The sequence below is a fragment of the Knoellia sp. LjRoot47 genome, assembly GCF_964253435.1.
Classification (GTDB): domain Bacteria; phylum Actinomycetota; class Actinomycetes; order Actinomycetales; family Dermatophilaceae; genus Knoellia.
The window spans coordinates 1,777,229-1,793,237 of record NZ_CAXUQS020000001.1 but is presented as its reverse complement, the minus strand read 5'-3'; the positions used below and the strand labels follow the sequence as shown (position 1 = coordinate 1,793,237).

Sequence of the window (16,009 nt, the reverse complement as noted above, 5' to 3'; positions counted from 1 at the left end):
TCTCTCATTCACCTCACCCGGGCCGGGACGCTCCCACGACGGGGGTCGTATGCCGGGAGCCACCGTGCGAGCCACGGCGCACCTCCCAGCACGAGCACCCCGAGGACGACGCATGCCGGACCGAGCCCGGCGAGCAGCGTCACCCCGCTCACGAGGAGGGGCGCGCCGTTCTGGCCGATGAGCGAGAGGAAGCGCCAGGCGGAGAGGAACTGCGCCCGTCCCGCGACGGGCGCCGCATCGGCGCCGAGGGTCTGGACGATGCCCGAGCCGAGCCCGTTGCCGACCCCCATGACCGTCGACACCGCGGCGACCGCGGCGAACCCGTGCGTCAGCGGTAGCAGCACCATCCCGACGCCGAGCACGAGCAGGAACGGGACGGCCACCCAGACCCTCCCGAAGCGGTCCATCACCGAGCCGGCCGGATAGAACAGCAGCACTTCCGCTCCCCCGGCGATGCCGAAGATCAGCGCGGTCTGGCTGTCGGTGATCCCCACCGACTCGGCCCACAGCGGCACGATGACGAAACGGCCCTGGCGCGCGGCGCCGATGACGAGCACGCCGAGACCGATGGTCGTGAGAACGCGGCGATGGCTGCGGACGACGTCCCGCAGGCCGACCCGCTCCTGCGTCGGCGCACCGTCAGAGCCCTGCCCCTCGGCGTCGTCGACCCCGGCCGGGACGCGCAGCCCGAACCACGCCCACACCGCGGCGAGCAGGCCCGCGACGACCGCGACGGCATACGCGGCCTGGGTTCCCCACACGGCGATGATGGGGGCCGAGACGAAGGGCCCGACAAAGAGGCCGATGCGCTGCACGCCGCCCATCGTCGACATCGCGCGAGCCCGGAGCCGCACCGGCGCCCGCGCCGTGAGCCAGGACTGGCGCGCGAGGAGGAAGACCGAGCCCGTCGTCCCCATGAGCCCGATGGCGATCCCGAGCGTCCAGAGGTTCTGGGCGACGACGGCGAGCAGGGCGCCCAGCGCGTCCACGACGGCGGCGCCGACGAGGGCCCGCCGCTCCCCGATCCGGGCGACGAGCGAGCCGGCCGGCAGCGACGACACGAACGCCGCCATCCCCTCGATAAGGACGAACGCCGCGGCCACCGCCACGCTGGCGCCGAGGTTGCGGGCGCTCAGGGCGACGACCGGCAGGGCCGCGCCGATGCCGACCGACCACACCGCCGTGGGCCCGAACGCCGGCAGGGCGATGCTGCGCAGCGAGAACTCCTCGGCGGCAGGCACGCTCGCCACCCTGACACGTAGGTTGTCCCCGTGCACGTGGTGATCCCGGGTCGATACAACGGCCCCCCGACGTCGGGCAACGGAGGCTGGGTGAGCGGGCTCGTGGCGAGCTCCACCCCGGTGACGCAGGACGCCCCCGCGGTCTCGGTGCGGCTGCGCCTCCCCCCGCCGCTGGACCGCGAGCTCACCCTCGACGTCGGCGAGACGACCACCCTGCGGGACGGCGACGACGTCGTCGCCACCGCCACGGCCGCGCCGACCCCCGACGGCCCACTGCCCGACCCGGTGACGCTCGAGCGGGCCCACGCCGCCGAGGCCCACGCGCTCACGGCGGACGAGCACCCCTTCCCCACCTGTTACGGCTGCGGACCCGCCCACCCGACCGGCCTGCGGATGCGCTCCGGCCGGGTCGAGGGCACCAGCACGTATGCCGCGACCTGGACTCCCCGGGACGACTCGCCTCCCGAGGTCTGGGCCGCGCTCGACTGTCCGGGTGGCAAGGCGGCCGGGTTCCCGACGACGCTCATGGTCCTCGGAACCATGACCGCGCAGGTCTTCACGCCCCCGGCGCTCGGTGAGGAGCACATCGTCCTGTCGTGGTCGCGCGGCGACGACGGGCGCAAGCGCCACGCCGGGTCGGCCCTGTTCACCGCCGACGGCCGGCTGCTCGCCCGGGCCGACCAGACGTGGATCGCCATCGACCCGCCCACCACCTGACCCGCCCTGACCCGCACCCGATCGCCTGGGGCCACTCCCCCGGCCACCTCCTGACCAGCCACTGACCACCCACAGATTGATCCACCCGCACCGGGGTTCGGCATGCACAATGAGTGCTGCCCGACACCGGAAGACCCCCGAGACGAGGGAACTTGTGACAGCGCAGTCCGAGACCGACACCACCGCCGCAGGCACGGCCGCGACGGCCGCCCCCGACCCCGACTTCCGGCCGGGACTGGAGGGCGTCATCGCCTTCGAGTCCACGATCGCGGAGCCCGACAAGGAGGGTGGCGCGCTGCGCTACCGCGGCGTCGACATCAAGGACCTCGTCGGGCGCGTGAGCTTCGGCCAGGTGTGGGGGCTCCTCGTGGACAACGAGTTCGACCCGGGACTTCCGCCGGCCGAGCCGTTCCCGCTGCCCGTCCACACCGGCGACATCCGGGTCGACGTCCAGTCGGCCCTGGCGCAGCTCGCGCCGGTCTGGGGCTTCAAGCCGCTCCTCGACATCGACGCCGCCGAGGCCCGCGACAACCTCGCCCGAGCCTCCGTCATGGCCCTGTCGTTCATCGCGCAGTCCGCCCACGGGCAGGACAAGCCGATGGTGCCGCAGAGTCGCGTCGACGAGGGCAAGACGATCGTCGAGCGCTTCATGATCCGCTGGCGCGGCGAGCCCGACCCGGCCCACGTCGAGGCCATCGACGCCTACTTCATCTCCGCCGCCGAGCACGGCATGAACGCCTCGACCTTCACGGCCAGGGTCATCGCCTCCACCGGCGCCGACGTCGCGGCCTGCATGTCCGGTGCCATCGGCGCCCTCTCGGGGCCGCTGCACGGTGGCGCCCCCTCGCGCGCCCAGCACATGATCGAGGGTGTCGAGCGCACGGGTGACGCGACGGCATACGTCAAGGGTGTCCTCGACCGCGGCGAGCGCCTCATGGGCTTCGGGCACCGCGTCTACCGGGCCTACGACCCGCGCGCCGCCGTCCTGCGCGACACCTGCAAGCGGCTCGGCGCCCCGCGCTACGAGGTGGCGCTCGAGCTCGAGAAGGCCGCCATCGCCGCGCTCGCCGAGCGTCACCCCGAGCGCAAGATGGAGACCAACGTCGACTACTGGGCGGCCGTGCTGCTCGACTTCGCCGAGGTCCCCGGCAACATGATGACGCCGCTGTTCGTCTCGGCGCGCACCGCCGGCTGGGCCGCGCACATCCTCGAGCAGAAGCAGACCGGGCGCCTCATCCGCCCGAGCTCGCGCTACATCGGCGAGAGCACCCGCGGCATCGAGTCGGTCGCCGGCTGGCGCGAGAGCTGAGCCCCACCGCACGACGCGACGGCACGGCATACGGAGTCCTTCTTCCGTATGCCGTGCCGTTCCGTGTGCGTGGACCGTCTCGGTCCGCGGGCAGGAGTCCGGTGGGTGAACTCACACCGAGGGCCCGGGACGGCTGCGGGAGGATGGCCGGGTGACTGACGCAGCCATCACCATCCCCTCAGACCTCCTTCCCGCCGACGGCCGCTTCGGCTCGGGCCCCTCGAAGGTCCGCCCCGAGCAGGTCGAGTTCCTCGCCTCCCTCGGCACGACCGTGCTGGGCACCTCCCACCGCCAGGCTCCGGTCAAGAACCTCGTGAAGTCGGTGCGCTCCGGCCTGTCCGACCTCTTCTCGCTCCCCGAGGGCTACGAGGTCGTGCTCGGCAACGGTGGGGCGACGGCGTTCTGGGACATCGCCGCCTTCGGGCTCGTCCGTGAGCGCGCCCAGCACCTCGCGTTCGGTGAGTTCTCGAGCAAGTTCGGCGCCGTGACCTCGAACGCGCCCTTCCTCGGCGAGTCCTCGATCATCAAGAGCGACCCGGGCACGCGCCCGACGGCGGTCGCCGAGGACGGCATCGACGTCTACGCGTGGGCGCACAACGAGACGAGCACGGGCGTCATGACCGACGTGCGCCGTGTCGAGGGCGCCGCCGACGACGCTCTGGTCCTCATCGACGCCACCTCCGGTGCCGGCGGCCTGCCCGTCGACGTCGCCGAGACCGACGTCTACTACTTCGGCCCGCAGAAGTGCTTCGCCGCCGACGGTGGCCTGTGGCTCGCACTCTTCTCCCCCGCCGCACTCGCCCGCGTCGACGAGATCGCCGGGACCGGCCGCTGGGTGCCCGACTTCTTCAGCCTCCCGACGGCGATCGACAACAGCCGCAAGGACCAGACCTACAACACCCCGGCCGTCGGCACGCTCGCGCTCCTCGACGAGCAGGTCCGCTGGCTCAACCAGCAGGGTGGCCTCGACTGGGCCACCGCCCGGACCAAGGACTCGTCCGACCGGCTCTACGCGTGGGCCGAGTCGGTCGACTACGCCTCGCCGTACGTCGCCGACCCCGCCGCCCGCAGCCAGGTCGTCGCGACCATCGACTTCGACGACGCCGTCGACGCCTCGGTCATCGCGAAGACGCTGCGTGCGCACGGCGTCGTCGACACCGAGCCCTACCGCAAGCTCGGCCGCAACCAGCTGCGCGTCGCGACCTTCCCGGCCGTCGAGCCCGAGGACGTCAGCAAGCTCATCGCCTCCATCGAGCACGTCGTCGCGGCCCTCTGAGGCTGCCGCGGGGAGGGACCCCTTGACGGGTTCCCCGGACAACGGCGCCGGAGCAAGGGTCTGCCTCCCTTGCCCCGGCGCCGTTCTCCTTGTCCGGGTCCGGTCCACGCCCACCGCCGCGGGGTCGTATGGGACAGGTGCGACGCACGGTGCTGTCGAAGGATGTGGAGTGCCTCACCCGCAAGGTCCTCCCCGCAGTTTCTTCCGGGTAACCTTGCGGCAGCACAGCTCACGACGACGTGACATCAAGGAGAGCGGACATGGCCCTGGCCACACCTCGGGTCGCGCTGGACGCACTGCGGACGACGACCGGCCGACGCATCGCCGGAGCGGTCGTCGCGATCGCCGTGACCACGACCGGCGTCGCCGCCGTCGCCGCCACCGAACCGCAGAGGCAGGAGCGCCCCCGCCTCGTCGTCCCGCCCGTCGCCGTCCAGCAGGCCGGTGGCGTGAGCACCCTCCCCGCCCTGCCCGCGCTCCCGCCGCTCGCCCTCCCCGCAGGCAACTCGTCGATCCCGCCCGAGTCCCTGCCGCTCGAGCCCCAGACCTGGGGCATGTCGAGCGTCGCCAGCGGCATCCCCGCCCAGGCGCTCGCGGCCTACCAGGCGGCCGAGCGGCTCCTCGCCGAGGCCGACCCCGGCTGCAAGATCGACTGGGCCCTGCTCGCCGGCATCGGCAAGGTCGAGAGCGACCACGGCCGGTGGGGCCGCAACCTGCTCGACGCCGCCGGCACCGCCGTCCCCGGCATCTTCGGCATCCCGCTCACCGGCAGCGGCGTCGCCCGCATCACCGACACCGACGGCGGTCGCTACGACCGCGACGTCGTCTACGACCGCGCGGTCGGGCCGATGCAGTTCATCCCCGGTACGTGGAAGTCCGTCGGGGCCGACGGCAACGGCGACGGCCGGCGCGACCCGCAGAACATGTCCGACGCGGCGACCGCTGCCGGCGTCTACCTCTGCTCCGGCTCGGGCGACCTCACCCAACCGAGCGACCTCACCCGCGCCGTGCTGCGCTACAACTACTCGATGGACTACGTCACCAAGGTGACGAGCATCGCCGCCTCCTACCGGGCCGGGCACTCCGTCGTCCCTGCGACGGCCCTGCCGCCCGGGTATGCCGGGCGCTCGCCCTATCTTCCCCCCGCCGGCTCCCAGCCCGGCCCCGGGGCGAGCGCCTCGCCCGGCGCCACCGCACGCCCGTCGACGGCCCCGAGCAGCAAGCCGGGCGCCCCGGCACCTGCACCGAAGCCGTCCTCCGGCCCGGCGCAGCCCGCTCCCAAGCCGACCGCGGCAGTCCCCGCCCCCGCCCCCAAGCCGGCGCCACTACCCAAGCCGGCGGTCCCGGTGCCCCTGCCCAAGGTGACGGCGACGCCGCTCCCCTCGACCACGGTGGCGGTCGACCCCGACCCCTTCTCCGTGGGTGACACGGTGAAGATCACGGCCGGGCAGTACCTCGGCGTGAGCACCAAGGTCGCGAAGGTCGACACCGTCAAGAACACCGTGACCGTCTCGGTCAAGGTCGGTCTGGTCACCATCCCCGTCGTCCTGCCCTACAAGGACGTCGTCCTCGTCCCGTAACCCGTGCGTCGGGCGCGACGGCGCCCCGATCGGGTCTGGCCCGACACCAGCAGGTGGGGTGTCGGGCCAGATCGGTGCGCGGGGCGCGGGGCGCGGAGTACGGGGCGCCTGGCCGGCGCGAGGTGCGCGGCGGCGTCAGGTGAGCTGCGGCGCCTCAGGTGAGGACGGCATACACGACGGCCACGACGACGAGGACCGCGAGGACGCCGAGCGTCATCCGCCGACGGAAGGCCGGGGTCATCGCGCGGCCTCGGGCGCGGGCTCGGTGACGGTGTCGCGCACCGGCACGGTCTCGATGGTGATGCGCGGGGAGCGCTGCGACTCGTAGCTCACGCGGACATTCTGCTGCCGGGCAATCCACCACATGACGCAGACCAGCGTGATGCCGATGGCGATCGGTCCGATGGCGATGGTCCAGCGCGCGCCCCACACCTCGCCGATCCAGCCGATGATCGGCGCGCCGATGGGCGTGCCGCCCATGAAGATCGCCATGTAGAGGGCCATGACCCGGCCGCGTACGAGGGGGTCGGTGCGCAGCTGGACCATGGCGTTGGCCGTGGTGAGGGCAGTGAGCGCGCTGAGCCCGGTCGGGACCAGGGCCAGCGCGAACAGCTCGTAGGTCGGGGCCAGCGACGCTGCCGTGGTCGCGAGTGTGAAGCCGGCCATCGACAGGAGCAGGACCCGCAGCCGCGGCTCCCCCCGTCGCGCGCTGAGCAGCGCTGCGGTGAGCGAGCCGATGGCCATGATCGAGCCGAGGATGCCGTACTCCGTCGGGCCCTTGCCGAACTCCTGGGTGGCCATGAGGGCCGTCGTCACCTGGAAGTTCATGCCGAAGGTGCCGAGCACGAACACGAGCAGCATGACGACCTGGATGTCGGGTCGGTTGCGGACGTAGTGCAGGCCCTCGCGGATCGCGCCCTTGCCGCGGGTGAGCGGTGCCGGGATGAGCTCGCTCGTGCGCAGCAGCGCGAGCGCGACGAGCACGAAGACGAACGTGCCGACGTTGACGAGGAGGGTCCAGCCGGTGCCGTAGCCCGCGATCATGAGGCCCGCGACGCCGGGGCCGATGAGCCGCCCGGCGTTGAACGACGCGCTGTTGAGCGCCACCGCGTTGGCGAGCTTGTCGCGCGGGACCATCTCGGAGACGAACGACTGGCGGGCCGGGTTGTCGATGGCGGTGATGACGCCCTGGAGGAGGGCGATCGCGTAGACCTGCCACAGCGCGGCGACGTCGAGCAGGACGAGGCCGGCGAGCAGGAGGCTCGTCACGAGCAGCAGACCCTGGGTGACGAGGAGGATCTGGCGCCGCGGGAACCGGTCGGCGATCGCGCCGGCCCACGGGGCGAGGACGAGGAACGGCAGGAACTGCAGGCCGGTGACGATGCCGAGCGCCTGGCTCGAGTGGTCGGTGAGCTCGGTGAGGACGAGCCAGTCCTGGGCCACGCGGCCCATCCAGGTGCCGACGTTGGAGACGAAGGACCCGGCATAGAAGATGCGGTAGTTGCGCTCGGTGAACGAGGTGAAGGTGGGGCTCACTCGTTGGCCACCTTGGTGAGGATCTCGGAGGCGCGCAGAAGGATCGCCTGCTCCTCGGGGTCGAGGTGCCCGACGCGGACCGACATCCACTGGTCGCGGCGTCGGCGGGTCTCCTTGAGGACCTTCCGGGCGTCGGCGGTGAGCGCGACGATGACCTGTCGCTTGTCGGTGGGGTCCGGGGTCCGCTCGACGTAGCCGAGCTCGACGAGACCGGCGACGGTTCGGGTCATGCTCGGCGCACTGACCTTCTCGATCTCGGCGAGCTCGCCGGGCGTGCGCGGCGACTCCTCGAGCCGGCACATCACCGAGAAGTGGTGCGGGGCGATGAGGTCAGTGCTCTCGTAGCGGACCCGGCGCGAGATGCGCATGCAGGCCAGCCGGAGCTCACCGGCGAGGGCGGACACCGCGGACGGCCGCAGGGCGGCATACGTGGGCGAGGTGTCAGCAGTCATGTACTTAGCCTAACTCATTACGTCTGCTAAGTATTTCCGGGAGTCCGGCCATTGGACGTGCAGCGGCTGGCGCGGACGCCGTATGCCGCCTCGCCCCCTCCCTCGCTATGGTTCCGCCATGCCGACTGCCACCTCAGCCGACCCGCGCACCGGGTCCACCTCGATCGACCGCTACTTCAAGATCACCGAGCGCGGCTCGTCGATCGGCCGGGAGGTGCGAGGCGGGGTCGTCACGTTCTTCACGATGGCCTACATCGTCGTGCTCAACCCGCTCATCCTCGGGTTCGCCAAGGACGTCAACGGCGACTTCCTCGGAGGTGGCGCCGGCGACGGCTCCAACCTCCCAGCGATCGCCGCGGGCACCGCGCTCGTCGCCGGCCTGCTCACGATCCTCATGGGTGTCGTCGCGAACTTCCCGCTCGCGCTCGCCACCGGACTCGGGCTCAACGCCTTCGTCGCATTCGCCGTCGCGTCGCAGATGACGTGGGCCGATGCCATGGGCCTCGTCGTCCTCGAGGGCCTCATCATCCTCGTTCTTGTGCTCACCGGGTTCCGCCAGGCGGTCTTCCACGCCGTGCCCAAGCAGCTCAAGGTCGCGATCTCGGTCGGCATCGGCCTGTTCATCGCGCTCATCGGGTTCGTCGACGCCGGGTTCGTGCGCCGCACGGCCTCGGGCACGGTGCCCGTCCAGCTCGGTGTCGACGGGTTCCTCGGCGGCTGGCCGACGTTCGTCTTCGTCGCCGGCCTCGTCCTCATCGTCGTGCTCTGGGTCCGCAAGGTCCGTGGCGCCATCCTCATCGCCATCGCCGCGACGACGGTGCTCGCCATCGTCATCGAGGCCATCGCCAAGATCGGCCCGATGGTCATGGGCGACAAGGTCAACCCCACCGGCTGGGGCCTCATCGTCCCGACGCTGCCGGACGACATCATCGACACCCCGTCGTTCTCGACCGTCGGCCAGTTCTCGCTGCTCGGCTCCTTCCAGTCGGTCGGCATCGTCTCGGCCGCGCTGCTCATCTTCACGCTCATGCTCGCCGACTTCTTCGACACCATGGGCACGATGACGGCCATCGGCCACGAGGCCGACCTCCTCGACGAGGACGGCCTGCCGCCGCACACCGACCGCATCCTCGTCGTCGACTCGCTCGCCGCCGCCGCCGGTGGCGCCGCGGGCGTCTCGTCCAACACGAGCTACATCGAGTCGGCCTCGGGTGTCGGAGAGGGCGCGCGCACCGGCCTGGCGTCGGTCGTCACGGGACTGCTCTTCCTGCTGTCGATGGTCTTCGCACCGCTCATCAAGGTCGTCCCGTCCGAGGCGGCCGTCCCGGCGCTCGTCCTCGTCGGCTTCCTCATGATGCAGCAGGTCAAGGAGATCGACTGGGACGACGTCGAGATCGCCATCCCGGCGTTCCTCACCATCGTGCTCATGCCGTTCACGTACTCGATCACCGCGGGCATCGGCGCCGGCTTCGTCGCCTACGTCCTCATCAAGGTCGTGCGGGGCAAGGCCGCCTCGATCCACCCGCTCATGTGGCTCGTCGCCGGACTCTTCGTCCTCTACTTCGCGATCGACCCGATCAAGACCGCCCTCGGCGTCTGACGCAGCCCCACCCCGACTTATTGCGACTTTGCAGAGCTGCGAGCGCAGCGAGTGGCTCTGCAAAGTCGCAATAAGTCGCAGCCCTGAGACGGGCTCTCAGCCGGCGTCGTGGGCGTTGCCGCGGCCGCGCCGGACGTAGGCGAAGCCGATCGCGCCGAGCACGAACCCGGCGACGCAGCCCCACGGCCACCACGAGCGGTCCCCCTCGTGCAGGGCGGGGACGACGAGCGTGACGACGAGCGCGACGGCCCACAGGACGAGCCCGATGGCGATGATCCGCTGGGTCGGAACCTGCATCGCGCGCAGGACCTCGACCTCGCTGCTCGTCACGCCCTCGGGCACGTCACCAGCCGGTATGCCGTCCACGCGCGGCTCGCTGCCCGTCTCGGACTCGCTCACGGCGCCTGCTCAGACCCGCTCGAGCTGGGTGTCGTCGAGCACCGGTGGGGCGATGACCTCGGGCTCGGGGGCGTCCATGTCGACCTCGGAGTGGGCGCCGCAGCCGTGGTCAAGACTCACGACGGAACCGTCGGAGGGCGACCAGGCGTTGGCGCACACGCCGAAAAAAGACCGCAGGGCACCTGCCATCGGGATGAAGAACCCGCACGACGAGCACGGAGCCGGCGCCTTCTGGGCGACCGGGGCGTTCGGGCCGTGGTCGCCGTCGTACCAGCGCTGGGCCGCGGCCTCGCGGCCCTCGGCGGAGAGCACTCGCGGACGGCCGAGGCCGAGCTCGTGCAGCGCGACCTGGTCGACGTCCTCGTCACCCGTGGCCTCGAAGCCGGCCTCGAGCAGCGGGTCGTCGTCGATCTTGGGCGTGACGTCTCCGGGACCGATGTCCCCGGGAGCCAGGCGGTCGGCATACGGGAGCCACTCGGGTGACAACAGCGCACCGTCACCCGGGACGAGGTTGGTCTCCGAGACCGTGACGACCTTCGAGCGCGGGACGCGCGCGACGGTGATCGCCCAGCGCCAGCCGGGGTAGGCCTTCGCGGTGCACGCGAAGTAGTGCGTGGCGACGCGGTCCTGCACCATCTCCATGCCGAGGTGTTCGCCGACGGTGCCGGCCTCGGCGATCGACTCGGCGGCCTCGCGGGCGAGGTCCAGCGCACCCTTGAGGGTGGGATCGGGCTTGACGGCCGGCATCAGACGTCGAGGTCGTCGGCGACGGCCCGGAGCACCTGGGCGACCTTGCTGCCGTGGCCCTTGTCCGGGTAGTGGCCGCGACGCAGCGAGCTCTGCACCGAGTCGAGCAGCGTGATGAGGTCCTCGACGATGACCTCCATCTCCTCGGCGGGCTTGCGGTCGCGCACCTTGCGGTTGGCGGTGACGCTCGCGGCGGGCTCGAGGAGGCGGAGCGAGAGGGCCTGCGCGCCGCGCCGTCCCTCGACGATGCCGAATTCGACCCGGGCGCCGTTCTTGAGGGACGTCACGCCCTCGGGCAGGGCGCTCGAGGGCACGAAGACGTCGCCGCCCTCGGTGGGGTCGTCAGTCGAGACGAAACCGAACCCCTTGTCGGAGTCGTAGAACTTCACCTTGCCAGTCGGCACGGGGCACCTCTGTCACTGCTGTGGGTGGTCCGGAGTGCGGTCGTCGCACCTCCGGGCTAACTCGCACAGCGTATCTGCCAGCACTGATGCCGCGCGCACACCTTTCTCGCTCCTCCTCCCTGCCCCTTGCGACTTCTTGCGAGTTCGCAGAGTGGCTCGCTGCGCTCGCAACTCTGCGAACTCGCAAGAAGTCGCTTGGGCGGTGTCGGTCCGGGCTGGGAGAGTTCCCCGGTGAGCACCGAGACCGAGCGACCCAAGGTGAGCCTGCGACAGTTCTGGGCCGACCTGCCGACACCGGGCCGCTGGCTGCTCTCGACCGTCGCCATCCAGACCCTCGGGCGCGGGCTCACGCTGCCGTTCACCGTGATCTACATCCACGAGGTCCGCGGCATCTCGCTCGGCACGGCCGGCACGCTGCTCGCCCTCATCGCCGTCGTCGCCCTCTGTGTCACCGGTCCCGGCGGCTCGCTCACCGACCGCATCGGCGCCCGCCGCATGCTGCTCGCCGGCACGACCGCCCAGCTGCTCGGCTGCGCCGTCCTGGCGTTCGCCACCTCGGTGCCGGCGTTCGTCCTGGGCTTCGTGCTGCTCGGCTTCAACTTCGGCGTCTCGTGGCCGGCCTTCAACGCCCTCATCGCGTCGGTGGTGTCGGGGCCGCTGCGCCAGCAGTACTTCGGCGTCAACTTCGCCCTCGTCAACCTCGGCATCGGCCTCGGTGGCGTCATCGGCGGCCTCTTCGTCGACGTGCGTGAGCCGATGACGTTCACGCTGATCTTCCTCGCCGACGCGGTGAGCATGCTCGTGCCCATCGGGCTGCTGCTCGGTCCGCTGCGCCACGTCTCGGGCCGCGCCGAGCGCTCCGCGGACACCCCGACGGTGGGCTACCTCGACCTGCTGCGGCGCCCGCCCGTGCTCTGGCTGACGTTCATCACGTTCTTGTGCACCTTCATCGGCTACGGCCAGATCGAGTCCGGCTTCCCGGCGTTCTCGCGCCAAGTGGGTGGCGTCTCGACGCAGGTCATCGGCTTCGCGTTCGCCATCAACACGCTCGTCATCGTGGCGCTCCAGTTCACCGTGCTCAAGGCCGTCACCGGTCGCCGCCGCACCCGCGGACTCCTCGTCATGGTGGCGCTGTGGGTCGTGTCCTGGCTCGTCCTGTCGGCCGCCGGCCTCGTGCCGTCGGTGCTCGCGGCCGTCGCGGTCGTCGCCTTCATGGGCGTCTTCGGGCTCGGCGAGATCTTCATGCAGATCGCGATCCCGGCGATCACCAACGACATGGCCGACGACCACGTCCGTGGCCGGGCCAACGCGGTCAACGCCGGCGCCTTCCAGGGTGGCGCGATCCTCGGACCGATCGTCTCGGGATTCCTGCTCCAGCACGACCTGTCCGCGGTCTTCATCATCACCATGATCGGGGGGCTCGTCGTCATGGCGGGCGCCATCGTCCGCCTCGAGCGGCGACTCACCCCGACCGAGAACGGCCTCAGCGCGGGCTGATCCCCCACGAGCCGGTCCACGTCTCGCCCGGGCCGAGCTCGAGCAGCGAGTCTCCGGATCGGAAGGCGTCGGGCGGGCACGTCATCGGCTCGACGGCGATGCCGTGCTCGCCGCTCTGGTCGGCCTCGGCCTTGCCCGAGAACACCTGCGCCCAGGGCAGCGCCTTCGCGTCGGCCCACACGTCGACGGCCCCGCGACCCGGCGTGGTCACCGTGACGGTCCAGTGCCCGTCCACGATCTCGAGACCCGTGTATGCCGTGTCGAGACGCCCCGTGCCGATCGCCTTCGCTGCCCGGAAGTCGAACGGCGAGCCGTCGACCGGGTGCTTCGCCGTGGGGATGAGCCGCTCGTCGACCTCGACCCACGTGTCACCCGGGATGGTCACCTCGACGTCCTCGACGGGTGCGTCCCCGATGGCGACGTAGGGGTGGGCGCCGTAGCCGAACGGGGCCGTGCCCTGCCCCACGTTCGCGACGCGGACGGTGACGGTGAGGCCGGCGGGACCCACGGCATACGTCGTCGTCGACTCGAGGTGCCAGTCCCAGCCCGGCTGGGGGAAGAGCCGGTGCCCGACGGTCAGCGAGGACTCGGTGCGCTCGACGAGGCGCCACGGCGCCCAGCGGACGAGTCCGTGGCTGGCGTTGCCGTGCTCGACCTCGGTGAGGGGCAGCTGGTGCTCGACGCCGTCGTGGGAGTAGAGCCCGTCGCGGATCCGGTTCGGCCACGGGATGAGCTGCTGGCCGCGGCCGCTGGTGCACGGGGCGTCGGCGGCGTAGCCCGCGAGCACGTCGACCCCGTCACGCGTCCAGCTGCGCAGACCGCCGCCGACCTCAACCACGACCAGCTCGTCGGAGCCGGCGGACAGGTGCCACTGCTCGCCGGTGGGTGACGGCGTCGATGCGCTCATGGAAGCCGAATCTACGCGTGACCCACCGGGACTACGGTGGTGCAGTGCCGCCTGCCTCCCCTGCCCCGAGCCGCTCCCTGGCCGACGACATCCGGGGACGCTCCGACGCGGAGCTGACCGCGCTGCTCGCAGCGAGGCCGGACCTCGCCCGCCCGGCACCCAGCGACCTCACGGCGCTGGCGTCACGCAGCTCGACCCGCGCCAGCACCCTGCGCGCGGTCGACGGGCTCGACCTCGCGCACATCCAGGCGCTCGAGGCCGCAGCCGTGGCCGGCGACAGCGTCACGCCCGCCGAGCTCGCCCGGCTGCTCGGCGGCATCGACGCCGCGAGCGCCACACGCCTGCTCGACGACCTGTGGCGCCTCGCCCTCGTGTGGCGCGCCCCGGAGGGAACCGTCGTGACCCGGACCGCCAAGGACGTCCTCGGCGAGGCCCTCGCCGGGCTCGGACCGAGCGGCGACGACCTGCCCGGGGGCGACGCCCCCGACGAGACGACGATCCGTGCGGCGGTCGCACAGGCACCCCCGCGGGCTCGCGCCGTCCTCGACCGCCTCACTTGGGGCCCGGCGGTGGGCATCGTGGCCGCCGAGGACGCCCCCGGACGCCGTGGGCCCTCCGACGACGGCCCACGCTGGCTGCTCACCCAGGGTCTCGTGAGGGCGGTCGCCGCCGACCAGATCGCGCTCCCCCGGGAGGTCGCGATGACCCTGCGTGAGGGCCGGGTCCACCGTGAGGTCCAGCTCGAGCCCCCGGCCGTCACCGGACCCGAGCGCAAGGTCGACGCGGTCGACGCCGCCGCCGGCGCCGCCGCCTCCGAGGTCCTGGCCCTCCTCGACGAGCTCCTCGACGCGTGGTCGCAGACGCCGCCGCGCGTCCTGCGCACCGGTGGCCTCGCGGTCCGCGACCTCAAAGCCGCGGCGACGCGCCTCGACACGGCACCGGAGCACACGGCATACCTCGTCGAGCTCGCCCTCATCGCCGACCTCGTCGCCGACGACGGGGAAGTGGACCCGCACTGGGTGCCGACCGCGGAGTACGACGCGTGGCAGACCGAGCCCGGCGGCGAGCGGTGGGCCCGGCTCGCGCAGGCGTGGCTGTCGACGACGCGGGCGCCGCACCGGGTGGGTTCGCGCACGGACGCCTCCTCGGTGGTCAACGCCCTCGGGGCCGACGTGCAGTGGCCACCGATCCGGTCGCTGCGCCGCGCCGTCCTCGACCTGCTCGCCGGTGCGCCGTCGGGTGTGGCTCCCACGCCCACCGACCTCGCCGCCGCAGTGCGCTGGCGACGGCCCCGACGCGTCCCCCGAACCCTCGAGAGCGTCGTCGAGGCGGTGCTCGCCGAGGGCGCGTGGCTCGGCGTCACCGGGCACGGAGCGCTCAGCGGGGCCGGGCGCGCGCTGCTCGCGTCGGACGGCGATCTCACCGGCGTGGCCGAGTCCATCCACCCGCACCTGCCTGCGCCGGTCGAGGCCGTGCTGCTCCAGGCCGACCTCACCGCTATCGCTCCCGGGCCGGTCACCGGCTCGCTCGCGGCCTTCCTGCGCATGGTCGCGGACGTCGAGTCTCGCGGTGGCGCCACGGTGCACCGGTTCAGCGAGGACTCGATCCGGCGCTGCCTCGACACGGGGTGGACCGGCGACGACATCCTCGCGGGCCTGCGCGACGCGAGCAGCACCCCTGTGCCGCAGCCCCTCGAGTACCTCGTGCGCGACGCCGCCCGCCGCCACGGCACCGTGCGGGTCCGCGGCGTCAGCGCGGTGATCCGCAGCGAGGACGAGGCAGGTCTCGACGTCATGCTCGCCCACCGCGCGCTCTCGGCCCTCCAGCTGCGTCGGATCGCCCCGACCGTCCTCACCTCACCCGTGCGGCCCGACGTCGTCCTCGAGGTGCTGCGCGAGGAGGGCTTCTCCCCCGTCGCCGAGTCGGCCGCCGGGACCGTCACCGTCCCGGCCCGGCCCGTGCGACGTGTCGTGCGGCGCAGCTCGGTCGATCCCGCCCTCGTGCAGGCGATGGACCAGGCCCAGATCACCTCACTCGTCGCGGGGCTGCGCGCGTCGGAGACCGAGGCCCGGGCGCGGGCCGCTGTCGCCCCCGGTGGGCGCACCGGGCCGCCGATCCCCGCCAACGACCCGACGACCTCGGTGGCGGTGCTCCGCGAGGCCATCGCCGACAGCCGTGCCGTGTGGCTGGGCTACTCCGACGGCGTCGGCCGCACCCAGCGGCTCCTCTTCTATCCCGAGCGCCTCGACGGTGGCCGCGTCACCGGCACCAGCGAGGGCGTCACGCGCACCCTCTCGGTCCACCGCATCACCGGCGTCGTCGCCGACTGAGCGGTCTCTTCGGT

At 72.2% G+C, this 16,009-nt stretch carries 14 protein-coding genes; 7 read left to right on the top strand and 7 right to left on the bottom strand.

Annotation, left to right across the window (positions count from 1 at the left end; all coding sequences use genetic code 11):
• Positions 1-8: 8 nt before the first annotated feature.
• Positions 9-1,241 (bottom strand): MFS transporter, encoded by a 1,233-nt coding sequence (locus ACSQ11_RS08820; protein ID WP_436004764.1) that lies wholly within the window; start codon positions 1,239-1,241, stop codon positions 9-11.
• 30 nt (positions 1,242-1,271) lie between these two features.
• Here ACSQ11_RS08820 and ACSQ11_RS08815 point away from each other — a divergent pair, with 30 nt between their 5' ends.
• From ACSQ11_RS08815 to ACSQ11_RS08800, 4 genes are all read left to right on the top strand, one after another.
• Positions 1,272-1,958, top strand: a complete 687-nt coding sequence (locus ACSQ11_RS08815; protein WP_436004763.1) for a hypothetical protein — start codon at positions 1,272-1,274, stop codon at positions 1,956-1,958.
• A gap of 154 nt (positions 1,959-2,112) precedes the next feature.
• Complete coding sequence (locus ACSQ11_RS08810; protein WP_436004762.1) at positions 2,113-3,267, top strand: citrate synthase 2; 1,155 nt, start codon at positions 2,113-2,115, stop codon at positions 3,265-3,267.
• A gap of 151 nt (positions 3,268-3,418) precedes the next feature.
• Complete coding sequence (serC, locus tag ACSQ11_RS08805) at positions 3,419-4,543, top strand: phosphoserine transaminase (RefSeq protein WP_436004761.1); 1,125 nt, start codon at positions 3,419-3,421, stop codon at positions 4,541-4,543.
• A 260-nt stretch (positions 4,544-4,803) separates the two neighbouring features.
• Positions 4,804-6,123 carry a lytic murein transglycosylase gene (locus ACSQ11_RS08800; protein ID WP_436004760.1) on the top strand — a complete coding sequence of 440 codons (1,320 nt, stop codon included), beginning with the start codon at positions 4,804-4,806 and terminating at the stop codon, positions 6,121-6,123.
• 237 nt (positions 6,124-6,360) lie between these two features.
• On the opposite strand, the gene ACSQ11_RS08795 is transcribed toward ACSQ11_RS08800, so the two are convergent.
• Complete coding sequence (locus ACSQ11_RS08795; protein ID WP_436004759.1) at positions 6,361-7,659, bottom strand: MFS transporter; 1,299 nt, start codon at positions 7,657-7,659, stop codon at positions 6,361-6,363.
• A complete protein-coding gene (locus tag ACSQ11_RS08790; RefSeq protein WP_436004758.1) occupies positions 7,656-8,111 on the bottom strand; it encodes a MarR family winged helix-turn-helix transcriptional regulator in 456 nt (151 codons plus the stop codon). Before ACSQ11_RS08790 ends, ACSQ11_RS08795 begins: the two co-directional genes overlap by 4 nt.
• A gap of 118 nt (positions 8,112-8,229) precedes the next feature.
• Between ACSQ11_RS08790 and ACSQ11_RS08785 the strand changes: the two genes are divergently transcribed.
• Positions 8,230-9,711 (top strand): NCS2 family permease, encoded by a 1,482-nt coding sequence (locus ACSQ11_RS08785; protein WP_436004757.1) that lies wholly within the window; start codon positions 8,230-8,232, stop codon positions 9,709-9,711.
• Between the two features lie 96 nt (positions 9,712-9,807).
• Here the strand turns inward: ACSQ11_RS08785 and ACSQ11_RS08780 are convergent, their stop codons facing one another.
• The 3 genes from ACSQ11_RS08780 to ACSQ11_RS08770 are packed head-to-tail and all read right to left on the bottom strand — an operon-like array spanning position 9,808 to position 11,261.
• Positions 9,808-10,110 (bottom strand): DUF2530 domain-containing protein, encoded by a 303-nt coding sequence (locus ACSQ11_RS08780; RefSeq protein WP_436004756.1) that lies wholly within the window; start codon positions 10,108-10,110, stop codon positions 9,808-9,810.
• Positions 10,111-10,119: 9 nt separating this feature from the next.
• A complete protein-coding gene (locus ACSQ11_RS08775; RefSeq protein ID WP_436004755.1) occupies positions 10,120-10,857 on the bottom strand; it encodes a DUF3027 domain-containing protein in 738 nt (245 codons plus the stop codon).
• On the bottom strand, positions 10,857-11,261 hold the full coding sequence (locus ACSQ11_RS08770; RefSeq protein ID WP_436004754.1) for a cold-shock protein: 405 nt from the start codon (positions 11,259-11,261) through the stop codon (positions 10,857-10,859). Before ACSQ11_RS08770 ends, ACSQ11_RS08775 begins: the two co-directional genes overlap by 1 nt.
• A 231-nt stretch (positions 11,262-11,492) precedes the next feature.
• Here ACSQ11_RS08770 and ACSQ11_RS08765 point away from each other — a divergent pair, with 231 nt between their 5' ends.
• Complete coding sequence (locus tag ACSQ11_RS08765) at positions 11,493-12,758, top strand: MFS transporter (RefSeq protein WP_436004753.1); 1,266 nt, start codon at positions 11,493-11,495, stop codon at positions 12,756-12,758.
• Here ACSQ11_RS08765 and ACSQ11_RS08760 read toward each other — a convergent pair.
• Positions 12,745-13,665 (bottom strand): aldose 1-epimerase family protein, encoded by a 921-nt coding sequence (locus tag ACSQ11_RS08760; RefSeq protein WP_436004752.1) that lies wholly within the window; start codon positions 13,663-13,665, stop codon positions 12,745-12,747. The two genes, ACSQ11_RS08765 and ACSQ11_RS08760, sit on opposite strands and share 14 nt — an antisense overlap.
• A gap of 44 nt (positions 13,666-13,709) precedes the next feature.
• Here ACSQ11_RS08760 and ACSQ11_RS08755 point away from each other — a divergent pair, with 44 nt between their 5' ends.
• Positions 13,710-15,995, top strand: coding sequence for a helicase-associated domain-containing protein (locus ACSQ11_RS08755; RefSeq protein WP_436004751.1), 2,286 nt, complete (start codon positions 13,710-13,712; stop codon positions 15,993-15,995).
• Positions 15,996-16,009 lie beyond the last annotated feature (14 nt).

Excerpts from the sequence above, each read along its gene's own strand:
- ACSQ11_RS08800 (WP_436004760.1), top strand. The coding sequence starts at position 4,804 with ATGGCCCTGGCCACACCTCGGGTCGCGCTGGACGCACTGCGGACGACG.
- ACSQ11_RS08775 (WP_436004755.1), bottom strand. The coding sequence starts at position 10,857 with ATGCCGGCCGTCAAGCCCGATCCCACCCTCAAGGGTGCGCTGGACCTC.
- ACSQ11_RS08760 (WP_436004752.1), bottom strand. The coding sequence starts at position 13,665 with ATGAGCGCATCGACGCCGTCACCCACCGGCGAGCAGTGGCACCTGTCC.
- ACSQ11_RS08785 (WP_436004757.1), top strand. The coding sequence starts at position 8,230 with ATGCCGACTGCCACCTCAGCCGACCCGCGCACCGGGTCCACCTCGATC.
- ACSQ11_RS08790 (WP_436004758.1), bottom strand. The coding sequence starts at position 8,111 with ATGACTGCTGACACCTCGCCCACGTATGCCGCCCTGCGGCCGTCCGCG.